Annotated in this window: 16 protein-coding genes; 7 read left to right on the forward strand and 9 right to left on the reverse strand. The window is 63.3% G+C overall.

Going from position 1 to position 18879, the window contains the following annotated elements:
* The first annotated feature begins 18 nt into the window (after positions 1 to 18).
* Both MWU77_RS14385 and MWU77_RS14390 read left to right on the forward strand, forming a co-directional pair.
* On the forward strand, positions 19 to 1392 hold the full coding sequence (locus MWU77_RS14385) for an MFS transporter (RefSeq protein ID WP_247274038.1): 1374 nt from the start codon (positions 19 to 21) through the stop codon (positions 1390 to 1392).
* A 115-nt stretch (positions 1393 to 1507) separates the two neighbouring features.
* The gene (locus MWU77_RS14390) at positions 1508 to 2383 is read left to right on the forward strand and encodes an amidohydrolase family protein (RefSeq protein ID WP_169690818.1); all 876 of its coding nucleotides are present in this window, start codon (positions 1508 to 1510) and stop codon (positions 2381 to 2383) included.
* 105 nt (positions 2384 to 2488) lie between these two features.
* Here MWU77_RS14390 and MWU77_RS14395 read toward each other — a convergent pair whose 3' ends face one another.
* Positions 2489 to 4153: a class I adenylate-forming enzyme family protein gene (locus tag MWU77_RS14395; protein WP_169690819.1), complete on the reverse strand. Its 1665-nt coding sequence runs from the start codon at positions 4151 to 4153 to the stop codon at positions 2489 to 2491.
* Positions 4154 to 4462: 309 nt separating this feature from the next.
* On the opposite strand from MWU77_RS14395, the gene MWU77_RS14400 reads away from it, so the two are divergent.
* The 5 genes from MWU77_RS14400 to MWU77_RS14420 all read left to right on the forward strand — a co-directional run bounded on the left by MWU77_RS14400 (position 4463) and on the right by MWU77_RS14420 (position 9974).
* The gene (locus tag MWU77_RS14400; protein ID WP_281499399.1) at positions 4463 to 5839 is read left to right on the forward strand and encodes an ABC transporter substrate-binding protein; all 1377 of its coding nucleotides are present in this window, start codon (positions 4463 to 4465) and stop codon (positions 5837 to 5839) included.
* A gap of 62 nt (positions 5840 to 5901) precedes the next feature.
* Complete coding sequence (locus MWU77_RS14405) at positions 5902 to 8172, forward strand: ABC transporter permease (RefSeq protein WP_247274040.1); 2271 nt, start codon at positions 5902 to 5904, stop codon at positions 8170 to 8172.
* Positions 8165 to 8908, forward strand: coding sequence for an ABC transporter ATP-binding protein (locus MWU77_RS14410; RefSeq protein ID WP_169690822.1), 744 nt, complete (start codon positions 8165 to 8167; stop codon positions 8906 to 8908). Before MWU77_RS14405 ends, MWU77_RS14410 begins: the two co-directional genes overlap by 8 nt.
* Positions 8905 to 9609 carry an ABC transporter ATP-binding protein gene (locus MWU77_RS14415; RefSeq protein WP_247274041.1) on the forward strand — a complete coding sequence of 235 codons (705 nt, stop codon included), beginning with the start codon at positions 8905 to 8907 and terminating at the stop codon, positions 9607 to 9609. Before MWU77_RS14410 ends, MWU77_RS14415 begins: the two co-directional genes overlap by 4 nt.
* A gap of 2 nt (positions 9610 to 9611) precedes the next feature.
* Positions 9612 to 9974 (forward strand): hypothetical protein, encoded by a 363-nt coding sequence (locus tag MWU77_RS14420; RefSeq protein ID WP_374229866.1) that lies wholly within the window; start codon positions 9612 to 9614, stop codon positions 9972 to 9974.
* 20 nt (positions 9975 to 9994) lie between these two features.
* Here MWU77_RS14420 and MWU77_RS14425 read toward each other — a convergent pair whose 3' ends face one another.
* The 8 genes from MWU77_RS14425 to MWU77_RS14460 all read right to left on the reverse strand — a co-directional run bounded on the left by MWU77_RS14425 (position 9995) and on the right by MWU77_RS14460 (position 18827).
* Positions 9995 to 11173: an AI-2E family transporter gene (locus MWU77_RS14425; RefSeq protein WP_247274042.1), complete on the reverse strand. Its 1179-nt coding sequence runs from the start codon at positions 11171 to 11173 to the stop codon at positions 9995 to 9997.
* A 26-nt stretch (positions 11174 to 11199) separates the two neighbouring features.
* Positions 11200 to 11688, reverse strand: a complete 489-nt coding sequence (locus tag MWU77_RS14430) for a DUF1269 domain-containing protein (protein ID WP_247274043.1) — start codon at positions 11686 to 11688, stop codon at positions 11200 to 11202.
* A gap of 103 nt (positions 11689 to 11791) precedes the next feature.
* Complete coding sequence (locus MWU77_RS14435; RefSeq protein ID WP_247274044.1) at positions 11792 to 13507, reverse strand: SulP family inorganic anion transporter; 1716 nt, start codon at positions 13505 to 13507, stop codon at positions 11792 to 11794.
* A complete protein-coding gene (locus MWU77_RS14440; RefSeq protein WP_247274045.1) occupies positions 13504 to 14160 on the reverse strand; it encodes a GAP family protein in 657 nt (218 codons plus the stop codon). The genes MWU77_RS14435 and MWU77_RS14440 overlap by 4 nt, the downstream gene beginning before the upstream one ends.
* Positions 14161 to 14216: 56 nt before the next feature.
* The gene (locus MWU77_RS14445) at positions 14217 to 14549 is read right to left on the reverse strand and encodes an SHOCT domain-containing protein (RefSeq protein ID WP_247274046.1); all 333 of its coding nucleotides are present in this window, start codon (positions 14547 to 14549) and stop codon (positions 14217 to 14219) included.
* Positions 14550 to 14563: 14 nt separating this feature from the next.
* Positions 14564 to 14986 (reverse strand): DUF6325 family protein, encoded by a 423-nt coding sequence (locus MWU77_RS14450; protein WP_247274047.1) that lies wholly within the window; start codon positions 14984 to 14986, stop codon positions 14564 to 14566.
* Entirely contained in the window at positions 14983 to 16905 is a 1923-nt protein-coding gene (locus MWU77_RS14455) for a glycosyltransferase family 2 protein (RefSeq protein ID WP_247274048.1), read from the reverse strand. The genes MWU77_RS14450 and MWU77_RS14455 overlap by 4 nt, the downstream gene beginning before the upstream one ends.
* Entirely contained in the window at positions 16902 to 18827 is a 1926-nt protein-coding gene (locus tag MWU77_RS14460) for a hypothetical protein (protein WP_247274049.1), read from the reverse strand. The genes MWU77_RS14455 and MWU77_RS14460 overlap by 4 nt, the downstream gene beginning before the upstream one ends.
* Positions 18828 to 18879: the final 52 nt, after the last annotated feature.

Consider the following 18879-nt stretch of genomic DNA (forward strand, 5'->3'; position numbering starts at 1 on the left):
CCCACTCGAGGAGCTCTCATGGGAAACACTCCCACCTCGATCGGCACCTCCGTCGAACTCGGCCCCGACTCTTCGGCCGATGTACTAGGCTCCGATCGCATCGACTCTGCTCAGCCCCGCCGCCGCCCCGTCTATCCCTGGGTGGTCTTTGCGCTGACGTTCGCGTTGCTGCTGTCCGATTACATGTCGCGCCAGGTGCTCAGCGCGGTCTTCCCGTTCCTGAAGGCCGATTGGGACCTGTCGGACTCTCAACTCGCGTCGCTGACCAGCATCGTCGCGCTGATGGTGGGTTTGCTGACCTTCCCGCTGTCCCTGCTCGCAGACCGCTGGGGCAGGGTTCGCAGCCTCGCCGTGATGGCGGTGATCTGGAGCATCGCGACGCTGTTCTGCGCGGTAGCAGCCAACTACGAGCAGATGCTCGCCGCTCGCTTCCTGGTGGGCGTCGGCGAAGCAGCGTACGGTAGCGTCGGAATCGCATTGGTGCTCAGTGTCTTTGCACCCCGAATCCATTCGACCCTCAGCGGTGCATTCATGGCCGGCGGCTCGTTCGGTTCGGTCGTCGGCGTCTCGCTCGGCGGTGTCATCGCTGTGCACCTGAGCTGGCGATGGTCGTTCGCGGCGATGGCAGTGCTCGGACTCATTCTCGTGGCGCTGTTCCGCATCGTGGTCACCGAACGCCGGTTGGCCGCACACGCAGTCGACCAGGATGTCGCGTCACCTGCACGCCCGGACGCGCCCCCGATCCGAGTCCCCGTCTCGTCCCTGTTCACCAACCCGGCGGTCTGGTGCGCGTATCTCGGTGGCGGTCTGCAGATGTTCACTGCTGCAGTGCTGCTGTCGTGGACCCCCAGTTTCTTCAACCGCGAGTACGGCATGGCCCCGGACAAGGCGGGCCTGATCGCCGCGGCCTTCGTGATGCTGATCGGCACCGGCATGGTGGTGTGCGGCATCATCACCGACCGGGTCGGTCGCAACAACCCCTCCGGGAAGTGGTCCAGTGCCATCGCGTACTGCGTCATCTCGTTGACGTCCCTCGGAATCGCATTCCAATTGGAACCCGGTGCGGCTCAATTGACGCTCATCGCGCTCGGTGCCTTCTTCTCTGCCGGTTCCTCCGGCCCGACTGCAGCGATGGTTGCCAGTCTGACGCACCAGTCGGTGCGAGCGTCCGGCCTGGGGACCTTGACCGTCGCCAACAACATCCTGGGGCTGGCCACCGGACCGTTCATCGTCGGCATCCTCGCCGACCGACTCGGCCTCATCGGCGCACTGCAGTTGACCCCGCTGGTGTACGTGCTCGCAATCGTGGCGCTGTTCTTCGGTAGACGGCTGTATGCGGCAGGGCTCGACAAGCTCGCGATTCAGAGTGCAGCCGCAGCGGCAAAGGCCTGACTCTGCGCTCCGCAGAACGACAGGACCGGGTGCGGATCGCTTCCGCACCCGGTCCCGGCCTGTTCAGGCCCCTCCATCGAAGATGGTTCCGATACACCATGTGTACGGTCGCAGTGTGAACGAGATCGATCAGGTTGCGGAGTTCCGTCGACGGCACGGCATCGATGAGCTCATCGATGTCCACACGCATTTCATGCCGAAGAACGTGATGGACAAAGTCTGGGAGTACTTCGACACGGCAGGACCGCTCGTCGGACGGACCTGGCCCATCACCTACCGGCACACCGAGGAGGAGCGCGTCGAGCGACTGCGTGCGTTCGGTGTCAAGTACTTCACGTCGATGCTCTACCCGCATCGGCCGGAGATGGCGGCGTGGCTCAATTCGTGGTCGGCCGATTTCGCCTCCCGAACCCCGGACTGCCTGCACACCGCGACGTTCTATCCCGAACCGGGCGCGGCGTCCTATGTCGCCGAGGCGATCTCGTCCGGTGCGGTCGTGTTCAAATCCCACATCCAGGTCGGCGACTACACACCACTCGATCCGCAGTTGGCGGACGTGTGGGGACTGCTCGAGGACGAAGGGCTACCGATCGTCGTGCACTGCGGGTCGGGGCCGGCTCCCGGAACACACACCGGACCCGATCCGATGGCCGAACTGATGCGCCGGTACCCGAACCTCGCGGTGATCATTGCCCACATGGGGATGCCGGAGTACGAGGCCTTCCTCGACCTCGCGGACGAATACCCACGCGTGTACCTCGACACCACGATGGCGTTCACGGACTTCGTGGAAGCGGACATGCCGTTCCCCGAGGCGGCACTGCCCAGGCTCGATACCCTCCGGTCGAGGATCCTTCTCGGCACCGACTTCCCCAACATCCCGTACGGCTACCTCCATCAACTCGAGGCGGTCGAGCGGTTCGCGCCGGATTCCGCGTGGGTACGTCAGGTGTGCCATGACAACGCCGCCGCGCTGTTCGGCCTGGGATAGCAGCGCCCGCCCGATGCAACGGAAAAAGGCAGATACAGACCTTCCGGAGTTCTGTATCTGCCTTTTTCTCTTGTGAAGACGTTCGGTTGGGCGACCCGATCGGTGTCAGACGGTGAGGTCGCGCCGGATGATCTTGCCGGTCGCGTTGCGCGGCAGCAGATCCTGCGTGATCTTCCAGGTCTTCGGGATCTTGAAGTAGGCCAGACGTTCCTTCAGGAAGTCCCGAAGATCGTCTTCGGTGGCACTGCTGCCTGCGTGAAGTACAACTACCGCACCGACCTCCTGCCCGAGGTCGTCGTCGTCGACACCGATGACTGCGCATTCCTGGACATCCGGATGCTCGTCGAGGGCCTGCTCGATCTCGGTCGGGTACACGTTCTCGCCGCCACGCAGGATCAGATCCGAGCGTCGGCCGGTCAACCGGAGTCTGCCGTTCTCCAGCGTTCCGAAGTCGCCGGTCCGCAGCCAGCCATCGGAAGTGATCGCACCGTCGGTCGCGGCGTCGTTGTTCCAGTAGCCGAGCATCACGAACGGGCTACGGACACAGATCTCACCCTCGACACCCTCGTCGACCTTCTCGCCGAACGGGTCGCGAATCTCCATGCTCACGGTGAGGATCGGACTGCCGAGCGTGCCGGGGAACGCTTCGATCTCGGGTGCGGTTGCCACCGCAATTGCGGTGCTGCACTCGGTCAGGCCGTAGCTGTCCACCAGTGCTTGCTGAGCGAAGGGGAACTTCTCCTGCAACCGCTTCTTGAAGGCAGGCGACGACGGCGCCGATGCCAGCGCGAATGCACTCAGTGACGACAGGTCGTACTTGTCGGTGTTCTCATGGTCGAGCATGCGTGACGCCATGGTCGGGACGGCGCCCCAGTTGGTGACCCTTTCGCGTTCGATCAAGGCGAAGACCTTGTCGACGTCGAAGGCGCCCTCGGTCATGACGAGAGCGCTACCTGTGGCGAGCCGGGGAACAGCGAGGTTGTGGAGGCTCGCGATGTGGAACAGGGGCGACGTCAGAAGGTAGCGGAGGTCGCTCGGCGTGGAATCGTCGTACGGACGCCCGTACATGGCCGACATCATTGCATCGTTGAAACGGTGGTAGTCGATGACGGCTAGCAGATTTCGCTGGGAGTGCACTGCGCCCTTGGGCCGGCCGCTCGTGCCGCTGGTGAACAGGATGACGGCGGGATCGTCTTCGGCGACGTCGGCTGCCGGGAGTTCGGCGCCGGATGCCGCGGCGACGATCCGAGGCACATCCTCTTCCATCGTGAGCAACTCGAACCCGGACACTTCCGCCTTGGCGAGCAACTCGGCGCGCTTGGCGTCGGCGACGATCACCTTCGGCTTCACGAGGTCGACACCGTAGGCGATCTCGGCGGGCACCCACCACGAGTTGAGCCCGACAGAGATCGCGCCGAGGGCCTGTGCCGCCCAGAACGCGACGATCCACTCGGGAGAATTGGCTCCGAGGAGTGCGACCCGATCGCCCTTGCCCACGCCGTAGTCGTCGCGCAGGGTTGTGGCCAGCGCAGCGACCGCGTCGGCGTGCTGCGCGAAGGTCATGCGTCGATCTGCCGTAACGATGTAGTCGCGGTCTCCCCACTCCTTCGACTTCGCGATCACATCGCTGACACGCCGGTCGCGATTGACCATCACCGGGATGCGATTACCACGAACTTCTTCCACGGCAATCTCGAACCGTCCGCCGGGTCCTGTCAGCTGGGATACGACCTTCTGCAGCATCTGTTGGACGTCCGCTGGTGCTGTCACTTCGATCGCCTTTCGTCGGTGTCGCCGTGGGGGTTGAACAACTTTGCGGGGCGACGATCTCATGCTCGGTGTCCAGTATGGCGTGATCGCTACCACTGACCGGGAGTGGGCTGTGGTGACGATCACTTGGGAGTCTCACTCACCGGGAGTCCGGGATGTCCGTTGCGTGACGGTGGTTACTTTCGCCGCACCGACATGCCGCCGCGAGGTCCCGATCCTCGCCATTTTCGGCGCGCGCCCCGGACGAAGGAGCTCCACATCGTGAAACGAAGTACTGCGGCCAAACTGGTGGCCGGTTTGGCTGCCACCATGGCGGTGACCTCGGCCTGTGCGTCGGATCGAGGGACGGATCCGGCTGCTGCCGGCCTGGCCCCGGTCGCTGCCGCGGAAGCGGCCGCCGCGCCGTCCGACGTGAAGTTCGGAACTCTGGAGTCTCCCTGTGGTGCAGGAGATGCCGCCGGCGCGACCGATCAGGGTGTCACCGACAAGGAAATCCGTATCGGCTACGGCGACGACAGCGGCTACACCAAGAGCCCGGGCCTGAACAAGGAGATGGGCGACGCTGTTTCCGCGATGATCGACTGGTGCAACGAGCAGGGCGGCATCAACGGCCGGCAAATCGTGGGCACCTACTACGACGGCGCGATGACTCAGGCGAACGCCGTCATGCAGAACGCCTGCGGCGCCGAGTTCATGCTGGTCGGGCACGGTTTCGCAATGGATCAGACGTCCGAGCAGACCCGTGTCGCCTGCAACCTTGCGGCGGTCCCGGCGTTCACTGTCTCCCCGGATGCGGCGAACGGGCCGATGACCTTCCAAGGTGTGCCGTTCCCTGTGGACTTCGCCAACGGGTCGCAGTGGTTCCAGATGGCCGAAATGCACCCCGACATGCTGAACGACTTCGACGTCGTCAACTCCACGATGCCGACGATCATCACCTCGACCACCAAGATCCGCTCGATCGCGGAGGCGGCGGGCTTCCGTCTGAAGGACTGCGGCGTAACCCTCAACTACGAGGGTGAGTCCAGCTACGTCCCATTCGCCGAGAAGTTCAAAGAATGCGGCGTCAAGGGCTTGTGGACGTCGAGGTCGCCGGTGCCCGCCGAGTTCAACTTCGTCAAGGCTCTCGACCAGGTCGGAATCGATCCCATTCTCATGGGTGAGGCCACGTGGTACGGCGACGCTGCTCGCGAGTGGAACGGCGCGAACGGTGGTCTGCTCGACAACCTCAACGCCGGTATGACCTTCCAGATGATCGAGTCCGCCGACACTGTTCCTGCTGTGCAGGACTATGTCGACATCATCAGTGAGAAGGGCGGTAAGACCGCGCTGCTCGGCATGCAGGCGACCTCCTCGTTCCTGCTGTGGGCGACCGCCGCGGACGAATGCGGCTCGGATCTGACCCGCCAGTGCATGGTCGACGAACTGTCGAAGATCCACGAGTGGGACGGCGGCGGACTGCACGCGGTGACCGATCCGGGTGCCAACATGCCGGCGAAGTGTGGCCTGGTCACCACGATGACCGGTGCGGAGTTCTCGCAGGCATTCCCTGCGGAGGCGGGCACGTTCAAGTGCGACGACCGTTACCTGGTTGCGACCGACGCGAGCACTTGGGGAACCGAGCTCGGCCCCGACCGTATCTCGACGAAGTACCTGAATCCCAACGTCATCAGGCCGGTTTCCTGATCCGATGACGACCGGTGCCGGCGGCGTACGCGCCGCCGGCACCGACGAGCAGAGGTTTTCGTATGGACACCTTCTTGACCTTCACAGTTCTGGGATTGGTGCTCGGATCGGTATATGCGATCGCAGCATCGGGCCTTGTTCTCACCTACAACACATCGGGCATCTTCAACTTCGCACACGGCGCGCAGGCGATGCTCGGGGCCTTCGCCTATTGGCAGTTCAAAGTCGGCTGGGGCCTGCCCACTCCCGTGGCGCTACTCATCGTGCTCGGCCTCCTCGGCCCGCTCATGGGCCTGTTCCTCTACACGGTCATCATGCGTGGAATGCGTGACACGGCCGAGGTGACGAAGATCGTCGTCACCGTCTCGATCCTTCTCGGCATGGTCTCGATCTCGCACTGGTTCTGGCATCCGGAAGAACCGCGCACCATGGCGATGTTCTTCGGTGACCAGAGCGGAATCGAGATCCTCGGCGTCGGCATCCGCTACCACGAACTGATCTGCATCGGCGTCGCAATTCTCATTGCAGTGGGCCTGCGCATCATGTTCACCCGCACCCGTACGGGCGTGGCGATGCGCGGCGTCGTCGACGATCCGGATCTGCTGCGGCTCAACGGACACGACCCGGATCGTCTCGCTGCGCTGTCGTGGGTGATGGGATCGACGCTCGCGGTGCTCGCCGGTATCCTGATCACCCCCATCAATGGCGGCACGCTCGAAGCCAACATGCTGACGTTGCTCGTCATCGACGCTTTCGCCGCAGCGATGTTCGGCCGCCTGCGCAGTATTCCTCGGACGTTCGCCGGAGCGATCTTTCTGGGTCTGGCGGCCACCTACGTACTCGCGTACTTCCCGACCTCCTGGAACTGGACGTCGAATTTCCGTGTATCACTGCCGATGATCGCGCTGTTCGTAGTGCTGATCGTGCTGCCTCAGGATCGTCTGCGCGGTGCGGTCACCCGAACCCGCGAGCGCTACCACGTGCCGTCGGTACGCAAGGCGGTGGCGTGGGCAGTGGCGCTGGTGATCATCGTCTACGCGATCCGCCTGCTCATGGTGACTTCGGCGGTGACGACGATGACGATCGGCATGACATTCGCGATCATCGCGCTGTCGTTGACGCTTCTCACCGGATACGCAGGCGAGATGAACCTCGCGCCGGTGTCGTTCGGTGCGATCTCCACGATCGTTGCGTTCCACTTCGGTATATCGGGTGCCGGACTTGCTGCCCACCTCAATTTGTGGGGCGTGGCGCTCGGCGTCGCCGCGGCCGCGGTGATCGGTGGTTTGATCGCGTTGCCTGCGCTGCGACTCCGCGGCCTGTATCTGGCATTGGCGACGATGGCGTTCGGCGTGTTCCTGTCGAACATGGTGCTGCGCGACACCACCCAGCGTGAACTCTTCGGTGTCCAGTTCTCGATCTTCACCGACGGCAACATCGCGATCCCGCCATTGAAGGTCGGACCACTCGATCTGCGCAACGAGACCGTGTTCCTCATGACCATGACGGTCCTGTTTGCAGTACTCGGCGTGGGCGTGATCGCCCTGCGCAACAGTGGCTACGGCCGGCGTTTGGCCGCGATGAAGGACAGCCCTGCGGCGTCCGCGATGCTCGGGCAGAGCCTCGTCCGGCTCAAACTCGGCGTCTTCGCGTTGTCGTCCGGTATCGCCGGTCTCGGCGGACTCTTCATGGCGAGCGCGATGGGGTCGGTGTCGAACGAAAGCTTCTCGATCATGGTGAGCCTGTCATTGTTGATGCTCACCGTCGTGGCGGGCATCGGCTACGTCTCGGGTGCCTTGTTCGGCGGCCTGATGTCGGGTATCGGCTTTGCGGTCATCATGACCACGTTCGCGAACCTCGCGACGTCGCAGCCCGGGCACGCCGACATGTGGACGCTCTTCGGCAATATCGCGGCGGTGAGCCCGGCGCTGATCGGTATCGGCGTTGCGCTCAACCCCAGCGGTAGTGTGCACCAGGTGATCGAGGGTTACCGCACCCTCGCGAACGCGAAGCCGGTACTGGCCGGTGGCGCGGTCGTGGTCCTGGTGTCGTATCTCCTTGCGCTCGTCGGTGTGTTGGACAACTGGTGGTTTGCGTCGATCACCATCGCGACGGTGTTCATGCTCCCCGTCGTCGGACAATGGCTGATGCCCGAGGCCGTGCTCGGAGCAGAGGAAGCGAAGCGCCGTGAGCCGCTGGTGCCGGAGCGTGTGGGTGTGGACGAGCCCTACAGCGAGCAGGTGCGCGACGAGATCGACCGCGAACTCGGCATAGCGGAGTACCTGTCGACGCCTCCCGCACGGAGCGATAAGGAGCTGGTCACCAATGGCTGACACACCGATCCTCGAAACACGAGGTGTCACTGTTCAATTCGGTGGTCACAAAGCAGTCAAAGATGTGAGCATCCAGATTTCGAATGGGACGATCACCGGACTGATCGGCCCGAACGGTGCCGGCAAGACCACGTTGTTCAACACCATCACGGGACTACAGAAGCCGACGGCAGGCAAGGTGTTCCTCGACGGCCGCGACGTCACCTCCGCGCCGCCGTACAAGCGAGCCAGGCAGGGCCTTGCCCGCACCTTCCAGCGACTCGAACTGTTCGTGTCGCTGTCGGTGCGGGACAACCTGCGCGTGGCAGGCGACATCCACAACGCCAACACCCGGGCGCGTATCGATGTGGAATCCGAGACCGACCGGCTTCTCGAGCTCACTGGGCTTGCCGATATTGCAGGCCAAGACGTCTCAGACATCCCCACCGGACGTGCTCGTGTGGTGGAGGTGGCGCGAGCACTGATGACGTCACCACGGGTTCTGTTGCTCGACGAGCCCGCATCCGGCCAGACGGAGCAGGAAACAGAGCAGTTCGCCGAACTGCTCACCGGCCTTGCAGAACAAGGGCTTTCGATCTGCCTCGTCGAACACGACATCCCTCTGGTGATGAAGCTGTGCTCGACGATCCACGTGCTCGACTACGGCGCGATTCTGGCCAGCGGCGACCCGGACGAGATCAAGAACGATCAGGCAGTGATCAACGCGTACATCGGAACCGAGGAGGAGGCGGTATGAGCACCGAACCGTTGCTCGAACTCGTCGATGTGCGAGCGGCGTACGGATCGATCGAGGTTCTCCGCGGCGTCGACATCGTCGTGGAACCGGGAGCTGTCGTCGCGCTGCTCGGGCCCAACGGCGGCGGTAAGACGACAACGCTGAGGGTGTGCTCCGGAATTCATCCGGTGACTTCGGGAGAGTTCCGGCTGGCCGGAAGCGTTGTCAACGGCGCGTCCGCGGCAGAATTGGCACGCCTGGGAGTCTGTTCGATCCCCGAAGGGAGAGGGGTCTTTCCGAACCTGACGGTGCGGGAGAACCTGTGGATCGCTACCGGAACCGGTGTGTCGCTCCCCGATCTCGAAGAGGTCGCGTACACCCGATTCCCGATTCTGGGTGAGCGGCGAAACCAGCTTGCGGGCTCGATGTCGGGTGGCGAGCAGCAGATGCTCGCTTTGTCGCGCGCGTTGGGAACCAATCCGACCGTGCTGCTACTCGACGAACTGTCGATGGGTCTTGCCCCTCGAATCGTCTCGCAGATCTACGACATCGTCGGCGAGCTCGCAGCCGAAGGTGTTTCGATTCTCGTCGCGGAGCAGTTTGCGCGGGCAGTGCTTCCCATCGCGACCAGTGCCGCACTGATGCTGCAGGGTCGAGTGGTTCACACCGGTGATCCGGCGGAGATCGAAGAAGCACTGTCTACCAGTTATCTAGGAGGATGACCATGACTCTCGTCGACGAACGGCGTGAACAGTTCAAGAAGGATGTTTCGTCGCTGGGTCTTGATTCGGCCGGCGCCGGATCAGGTGGGGCGAAGAGCAAGTACATCGGCTTGGCGCTGATGATCATCGGTGCGGTGGCCACCTTCATCGTGTACATCGCGTCGCTGACGTTGTCGGATTCCCGCGACCTGCTCTCGTACCAGCTGTTGAGCATCGGTTTCGTGACGATCACTTTGATCGGCATGGCGGTGTATCTCGCGGCGGCGGTCACCCGCGTACTGAGCCTGTGGCTCGTCCGGCAGCTGCTCGAAAGCAACGCTCAGGCGGAGAGGATGGCAGAGGCGCTCGCGCCCAAGACATCTTGATGAGGTGACGGCGATGCCGGTCAGCCCGGGTCCTCGACGTGTTCTGCTGGTGGTTCTGCAGCATCGTCGAGGTTCCCGGGCTTTTCGGATCTGTCCAGGTCGGATGTGTCGGGGTCCGGTTCGGGGGCGTCGGATGAATCGCTGATCAGAGCATCGACCCATCGCGTGGACTGATCGATATCGATGAGCAGGGCCTTCACGAGCAGCGTCAACGGCACCGCCAGAAGTGCTCCGAGTGCCCCCAGCACCCACGACCAGAACACCAGCGACAGGAATGTCACTGTCACGCTCAACCCGACGGCGTCTCCCACGAACTTCGGTTGGATGATCGACTGGATCACGAAGTTGATGACGCTGTAGACCACGATCACCCACAACATGAGTTCCGGTCCGCCTTCGAGCAATGCGAGAAGCGCGGGAGGAACGAGTCCGATGATGAAGCCGATGTTCGGGATGTAGTTGGTGATGAACGACAGCAGCGCCCAGAGGATGGGAAGTGGCACACCCAGCAGCCACAGCGCAGCACCGTCGAAGACCGCCACGATGAGACCGAAGACAGTGGAGACGATCAGGTACTTGCGTGTGCCGCCGACGAAAGCAGAGAGCGCGTAGGAGATGTCGGGACGCATCCGGTCGACGACGCGCATGCGGCGCCCGATGGTAGTGCCATCGATGGCCATGAACAGCAGCAGAGCCATGACGAAGACGACGTTCGAGACGACTCCGAGGAGTCCTGCCAGCAGGTCGTCGAGCAATCCGACGAGTTTCCCGAGATCGAGACTGCTCAGCGCGCTGGCGATGCGATCGTCGTCGACTCCGGCATCGCTCAACCGCGCATGTACCCCGTCGAGCAAGTTGTTCATGCTGTCGGTGTACTGCGGCAACTCTGTGGCAAGTTGGGCTGCGGACAGGAGAAGTGCGCCGATCAAACCGAGCAGGATGGCGTACACGGCTGCCAACGCGGCCAGCATCCCTGCCCAGACGGGAATCCCCCGCCGCGCGGCCCACGTCTGAATCGGCTGCACCGCAATGGTGAGCATCAACGCCAGGAACAGCGGAGCGAGCAAACCCGACAGCGCTCTTGCCCCGGCAACCGCGACGACGGTGGCTGCCAGGGCAAGGAGGACTATCAATCCACGAGGAATCGTCCAGGGCGGTAGGGCCGATTCTGTGCTGACCGGCGTGTATCGCGAGCCCATCCGGATTCCTCCTGGTCGATGCTGTGTTATTCGGCGAACACGCTGCGCAGGGTGGCTTCCTGCTCATGCGACAGATTCGTCGAGATCAACTCGGCCTTCTGGCCCTTGAACTCGTCATGCACACGGTCGAGGGTTGCGTCGGAGGTCAGGACGAACAGCGCCGACGTGCCGGGAGTGATCTTGTCCTTGAGGTTCTTGATGAAGTCGTCGTCGATCCCGACGTCCGTCAATGAGCCTGTCAGAGCACCGATACCCGCGCCGACTGCAGCACCGATGAGGGGGATGAAGAACAGGATGCCGAAGAGCAGTCCCCAGAATGCGCCGCCCAGGGCTCCGATTCCGGCGAGGTTGTTCAACTGTCGTGTCTTCGGTTTCTTCGCGCCTTCGGCCCAACTGACCACGGCCGCGTCATGCACGGTGATGAGTTCCTGACGCTGCAGGTCTTTCAAGGTCTCGACGGCAATATCGGCGCCGGTTTCGGTATCGAACTTCCAAACGGTCAGGGTTCCGGCCATGGGTTCCTCGATTCGGTGACGTGGTGATGCTGTCGAACTCGACGCTATGGCGGAGGCCGCTATCGGGTCTTCATACGGTGAGGGTGAGATCCCGCGGGAGCGGTCAGCCTGTTCCGGCAATCGGGTCTGCGACGGCAATGGCGGCACGGACGGTCGGATAGACAGCGATGGGTGTGACCGCCGAATTCGAGTGGCCCAGCACGTCACCGAACTGGTCGACGTCGCGGGCGATACGCAGCGTGATTCCATTGTCGGCGAGCGTGTCGCGTAGTTCGAACAACATCTGGGCGGCACTGACATCGATGAACGGCGATGTTTCTGCATCCAGCACGACGACCCTGGTCTCGTCGGTGCAGCGCGTCTCGATCTGCTGATGCACGTAGTCGGAGTTCGCGAAGTAGAGACCGGACTCGACCCGGACCACGAGAACGTCGGATCTTCCCGCGGCATGGTCGCTCGACGGGAGCGTGGTGACATCCACCCACCGGTCACCCTCGCGAACCAGTGACGCGATGTGTGGTCGGGACGACCGGTACAGCAACAGCAACATCGACACCCCGATGCCGATGACGAGTCCGGGAAGCGTATCGAACAGCAGCACTCCGAGCATTGCCGCGATCGCCGCCGCGAAATCCTCTCGCGCAGCGACACCGTAGATGCTGCCCAGCCGGTCGGTCCACACTCGGTAGAGGCGGCGCAGTGCAGTGAAATCGACCAGTTCGACGACCGCTGCGATCACGATGGCTGCGAGGGCCGCGTCCGGCAACTGTTCGAACAGTCCGGTGAGGAACAGCAGCGTCAGGACCACCAGGGCTGCGACCACGAGGCCGCTGACCTGAGTCCGGGCGCCCGCGCCGCCATTGACCGCGGTTTTGGAAAGACTGCCGTTGACGACCATGCCCGAGCTGAACCCCGATCCGAGGTTGGCGGCGCCGATACCCAGTAGTTCGCGGTTGGGATCGACGGTGTAGCCATGCTTGACCGCGTATGTCTTTGCCGCGCCGAGTCCTTCGGCGAAGCCGATCAGCAGGACTCCGACGGCGGGCCCGAGGAGGTCGATGAAGTCCTGGAATCCGAGACCATCGGGTATCCCCAGTGTCGGCAGGCCGGAATCGATCTGCCCGACGATGGCTACTCCCTTGTCGTCGAGATCGAGGATCGCTACCGCAAGGATGCCGACGGCCACCGCGACCAGCGCCCCGGGGATGAGGGGCAGCCATCGTTTGAAACCCAGGACCACCACGAGGCACATGGCCCCCACAGCCAGAGTGCGCCACTCGGTGCCGCCGAGACCTCGGATGACGCCCCACACCTGGACGAAGAAGTTCCCTTCGGTCTTCTCGATTCCGAAGAGTTTCGGCACCTGGCCGATGATGATCGTCAACGCGAGTCCGACGATGAAGCCTTTGAGGACCGGCTCGGAGATGAACGACGCGACGAATCCGAGGCGGGCGAACCCGGCGATCAGTCCGACGATCCCGGTGGCGATCGCCAATCCCGCCGACAGCGCGATGAACTTGCCTTCGTCGGCGCCGGCGATCGGAGCGATGATTGCCGCCGACAGCGCTGCGGTGGCAGACATCGGGCCGACGACGAGGTGTCTCGAACTTCCCGCTGCCGCATACAGAATCAGAGAGGGGATCGCCGCGTAGAGGCCTACCACCGGTGGAACCCCCGCGATCGTCGCGTAGGCCAGTGCCTCCGGCACGAGGACCGCCCAGACTGTCAGGCCGGCGATGACGTCGGGGCGGATCCATGATGTGCAGTAGCCCTGAAGCGATCGGAAGATCGGCCAGTAGGTCGTGGTCTGTTGATTCACTGCAGTCCACCGAGGCCTTTCCCGAGGACGACTGCGCCCATGATCAGCAGTACGATCGCCATCACCACATGGTTGTTCGCCTGCAGCCATGTCTTGGTCGCGTCGAGTGGGCTCGCCAACCGTTCCGTCGCCACCGCATAACCGATGACGGGCACCAGTACCGAGCAGACGGCCAGCACAGTGAAGACCAGCCACACCACTATCGCGTTACCGGAGGACAATCCGGCGGTGCCGATGGCCACACCCGCTGACACACACAGCAGTAGGTTCTTGGGGTTGACCGCAGACAGGACGAGCCCGAGACCGGTGGCCTTGACGAACGTGAACTCGTCGATGGCCTGCATCCACTTGGGAGGTGCGGTGTCGGACCGCGATTGCCATTGCTTGAATGCGAGGAATATCAGGAGGAGACCGAGGACCACCTTGACCCAGCCGGTGGAGGCTCCGTCTCCGTCGTCCGGAGTGATCGAACCGGCCAGGAGAATGACGATTCCGGTGACCGCGAGGATCCCGACCAGCCAGCCGAGACCGAACCCTGCGCTTGTCGTTCGCGCGTTGCGCGACAACAACATCAGGATCACGGCAACAATGGGTATCGGTGATATCGCGACACCCACGGCCAAGGGGAGGATATCTCCGATTGCGGCGCCCATGGCGGTAAGTCAATCAGCGCTGCGACGCGGCCCGGATCGCCTGTATCGGGTGAATCTCATCCGAGGAGTTGCTTTTTCGCGGCTGCGAATTCCTCGTCGGACAAGACACCGGCGGTGTGCAGTTCGCCGAGTTGCTTCAGCTTCGAGACCAGATCGTCGGAGGGGGCGGGCGGTGCAGGAGGGGCCGGCGCGGGAGGAGCCGGGGCGGGGTAGTCCTGCGGTGGAGGCGGTGCCTGTTGTTCGGCGTACGCCTGCTTCTCGGCTGCGCGCTGCTGACCGCGCCGGTTGATGGCGTTGGACGTAGCGGTAGCTGTGCCCGAGATGACTGCGGTGCGCGCGACGGTGCCGAGAAGACCTGGACGGCCGACGCGTCCTCTGCGGAAGACCATGGGATTGCCTTTCTCTACGTTGCCGACAATGCGGCCTCGACCGCATCCCTCGGAACCTGGATATGCAGTTCGACTTCGCCCCCGGCCTTCCTGACCTCACCGGCCAGTTTGCGTGCCCACGTCTCCTCGTACACGATCACCACCGCCGACGTACCGGGCTCCATCGAGGAGCGGACGACCTCGAGGTCTTCATCGCTGACCAGACCGAGCGGGTCGACGGTGAGACCGTCGAGTCCGGTTTCGGAGAGCGGCTCATCGATCTCGACCTGCGTGATCGAGCCGTCGCCGTCCTTGGCCAGATAGACGAGATCGAGCACCGTGGCATATCCGCGGTCGACCACTTCGGTGAACGCTGCGGTCACAGCTGGATCGATCCGCGTTCCGGGGAACGACAGGACGACCATTTCGACGGGTCCGATGGCGGCTGGCTGCGTCATGTGTTCGATCCTTCCGAAGATGCCCTTGTTCTCGCTTCACCTGATTCGGATGAGGTTCGGCCCGCGTGAACCAGAACGCGGAGTCGACGCAGGTTGCGTGGTATCCGGGGATGCATGGGCGGGTAGATCAGGCTCAGTGTCGAGCCTAGGGTGAAGTAGCTGCGCAACACACGGAAACCCAGATACATCGGAATGTACTTCACCGAGCTGGGGCGCCAGATGAGGCATACGACGACGGTCATGATCATCGACGTGCCGAGCAGAGTTGCGACGATGGGTTGCCACCGCATCGCGGTGAATGTGGAGTGGAAGGCGAATCCGGCGATCACCGCAAAGAGAAGCAGCGGTGCCAGCATCGCCCGACGGGCCGCATTGACGAGGTTGAAGGGAAGGACGAAGGTTCCGGCCATCGTCTGCCGATCGAACAACATTGCCCTGTTGCGGGCAGTCAGGTGGTAGATGCTGCGGAACCAGCGTGTGCGCTGTTCGAGCAGATGAGCATACGAGGCGGGAGTTTCGCTGTAGTACAACGCGTTCGGATCGGAGACACTCTTGTATCCGGCTGCTGTGAGGCGCATGCAGATGTCGGTGTCTTCGCCGTTCATGCCCTGGACCATGCCGCCGACCTCGAGGACTTGGCTACTCCGGTAGACAGCGAACATCCCCGGGATTCCCATGACCCCGTCATATCCGTCGAGGGAGACCTGGAAGAAGCCGTGTCGCATGTAGACCTCGACGAGCCGGCACTTGTCCATCCAGGTCTTCTCCTCCGCGGGCATCGGAATACCGCCCACACAACCGACGTCGGGTTCGGCAAAGTGCCGCATCGCGTTCTCCAGGCAGCCGGGGCCGATCACGGTGTCGGCGTCGATGCGAACGATGAATTCTTCACGGATGTGGTCGATGCCCATGTTCAGCGCAACGGCCTTGCCCGGGGTGGGGCAATCCAGCACCTCACCCGTGATGTGGGTGCAATTCCGGATCTCTTCCTCTGCGGTCTCGCGAGTAGCGTCCGTGGAGGCATTGTCGACCACGTAGAGGTGAATTCGCCCAGGGTAGGTCGCTGCGCCGTCGTCGACCGAGGAAATGGTGGCGCTGATGCTGTGCGCCTCGTTGTGCGCCGGCACCAGAATTGCCGCTGGCGGGGCGAAATGACGCTCGCGGGACTTCCTGAGCGTCCGGAATCCGAGGACCGCCGTGGAAGCAGCGAGAATCTGCTGCATCAGGAACACCCCGGCACCGATGCCACCCAGAATCGCACAGTTCTTCAACACCTCGACAACGTCGAAGAGGAAGTGGACCGCTACCGCCGCGCCGACCACCGCGATGACCAGACAACACGCGAGTTTGAGGAATGAGGCGAGAGGGATGCGTGCGGGGACGGCGGGCAGCGGTCCCTGCGGAGGCAACTGGGCCTGCCGCAACAGTGTGTGGGGAAAGATTGCCAACGCCGTGAGCCCGGAAATCATCTGCCCGGCGAACACCGAAATCGAGACCACCCCCGCAGCGGACAGAAGGCCGCCGATGAAGTCGACAACCACGCAGAACACAGCGAACTTCCCGAGAAGACTCACCCCGATGAACAGTCGACGCCAGCCATTCGAATACGCGAACAGGGCGTAGGTGAGGAAGAACAATGCGATGAACATGCGCACTGGAAACTCGACGTTGCCTCGCCCCTCGGGAAACAACACCAGATCGCGGGGCACATCGGCGAGTCCGGAGTGGATGAGGAAAGTGCGCACGCACATGACGAGGATGGAGATCCCGACAAAGACGATAAGGAATCCGTTGGTCCCGCCGGCAGGTCGATTGACGGCATAGTCGGCAGGCGCGCTGTCGACCGATCGGAAATGATCCGCGATGGGCGCGCGGTCACCGTCCCCGGTCTGTGGTCGGTCCTCCGACACATTGGTCATCGTGGGAGGTCCTGCCGCGGTGGCGGATCAGTCGCTACGGTGCCATCGCCGTCGATCGTGAAGCTGCCCTGCTGAGTGATCACCTGTGCGACCTCGTGCCCGAATGTCGGCAGTTGGGTGTGTCCTATGCTGCCCAGAGCTTGGATCATCACACCGCCTGCCCCGCTGGTGCTGGTCGCCGTCTCAACGAGAAGACCGTTGTCGAACGTCGGGATGGCGAGTGCGATGTGATCCGGCCCGGCGACGATCCGCCCGTCGCTCAGGCTTGCCGGAGAAGTGACGTCCGGCGTACTGCCGATGACGATGAAGGACCGACCAGTTGCCGGATGCTCGTTCCATCGGAAGTCGGGATTCTCATCGGCGGGTGTGAACTTGGTGAGCGTGGGGATGATCGCGTTGAGCTGTTCGACCACCCGATCGCCGGCATCCTCAGGGACGTAGACGGCGAACCCGGGCGCCAAGGTCCGGGGTACTGCGGTGAAGCCCGCACCGGGATCGGCTCCAAGATCGAGAGTGGAGTCGGCCTGTAATTGGATGGGGTAACTGGTCACGCGCACGTCACAGCCTCCGAGATCGCGGTCGCGTTCGACCGACAGCGTCAACGCGTTCTCGAGCAGTTCGCGACCCGGTGGCAGTGGGATCGTCACCCTCCCTGCCGTGTCGTTGAGTCGATGGCTGGCGACCAGTGCTCCGTTGAGTTCCACGTTGAGGATCCAGGTCAGGTCCGGAGGTGAGGCAGGGAGTTGAAAGTTGGCGGAAACCGATTGCGGTAGACGGCCTTCCGGGAGGTCGGAGAGGGAGTATCCGATCCGCCAGCGTCGGGTCTCGGTGATCTGCCCGACGGATGTATCGGCTCCCAGCGCTTCGAGTGGCACCCGATCGCCCCCGAGAGGTGGAGTCGATATCGCCCTGGGGTCTGCATCCGCACCATCGGCGGTGGTGACAGTGGGGCTTGTGAGATAACGCGAGATCTGCCCACCGTCCGACGTCGTGACAGCCAACACGGGAGAGTCGGAGAGCCGGCCGACGACAATTCCTTCGGCTGCGTCGTCCGGCCCTGCCCATCCCTCCTCACGAAGGGCGTCGTCCGGACCGACCAGGATGGTGCTGCGTCCATCCGGTTCGGGCACGTCCGATGCGAAGGTGACCTCGTGGCCTGCCCGGGTGAGCGCGATACCCATTTGCGCGGCAGCAGTGCGCCATTCGGTGCCGTCGTCGGCCAGGACGATGGTCATGTCGCGGTCCCAGGACACCACGGCATCGCGAACCGTGTGAACCGGCTCGGTGAGGGCGGCCTCGACCATCGAGTCGGGACCTAGGTGGACCAGTAATCCTGAGGAATGGTCTGGGGTGCAGGTTTCGTCATGGCGGGTGCCCACCGCACGGACCTGAACACGGACTTGGCCGTCGGCCGCGATCTGATCTGGTACGTCGATGTAGGCGTCGACTTCGTTTTCGCCGGTGGCGAGCTTATTGTTGAATACCTGCTGCCCGTCCATCGACACCGACAGGAATACCGTGCTGTTGTCCGGTATTTGAGAGGTCCCTGCGAGATGCAGGCGCGTCTGGCTGCGCTCGGAGTCTGCGGGCAACGTCACAAGGTAGCTCGTCGAGGGTGAATCGTCGGTCAGCCATACTCCGTCGGCATGGCCCGATCCGGCCAGCGTCTTGATGAAGTGACGGTCTGCCGGTACGTGCAGACTGTGATCATCGGCGTCGCGAGTGAACCATGTCGGCCGTAGGAGGAAGAACGCCAGTAGCGCCACCAGGGCCACTGCGAGCACGACCCACGCTGACTTCGGGACCGAACGTCCCTTCTCGCCGGCGAAGTACTCGGACGTCTCCGAGCTGTCATCACCGGCCGGGTCGGGGTCCGGCTTGTCCGTCGCCGGTGTGCCGTCGTTGTGTTCGTCGTCGCTCAAGTGTCGCTCCCCTCGCAGGTGGACCTACGGTGTCCGTCCCGGACGGCTCGGC

Source organism: Rhodococcus sp. F64268 (assembly GCF_023015605.1).
Classification (GTDB): Bacteria; Actinomycetota; Actinomycetes; order Mycobacteriales; family Mycobacteriaceae; genus Rhodococcus.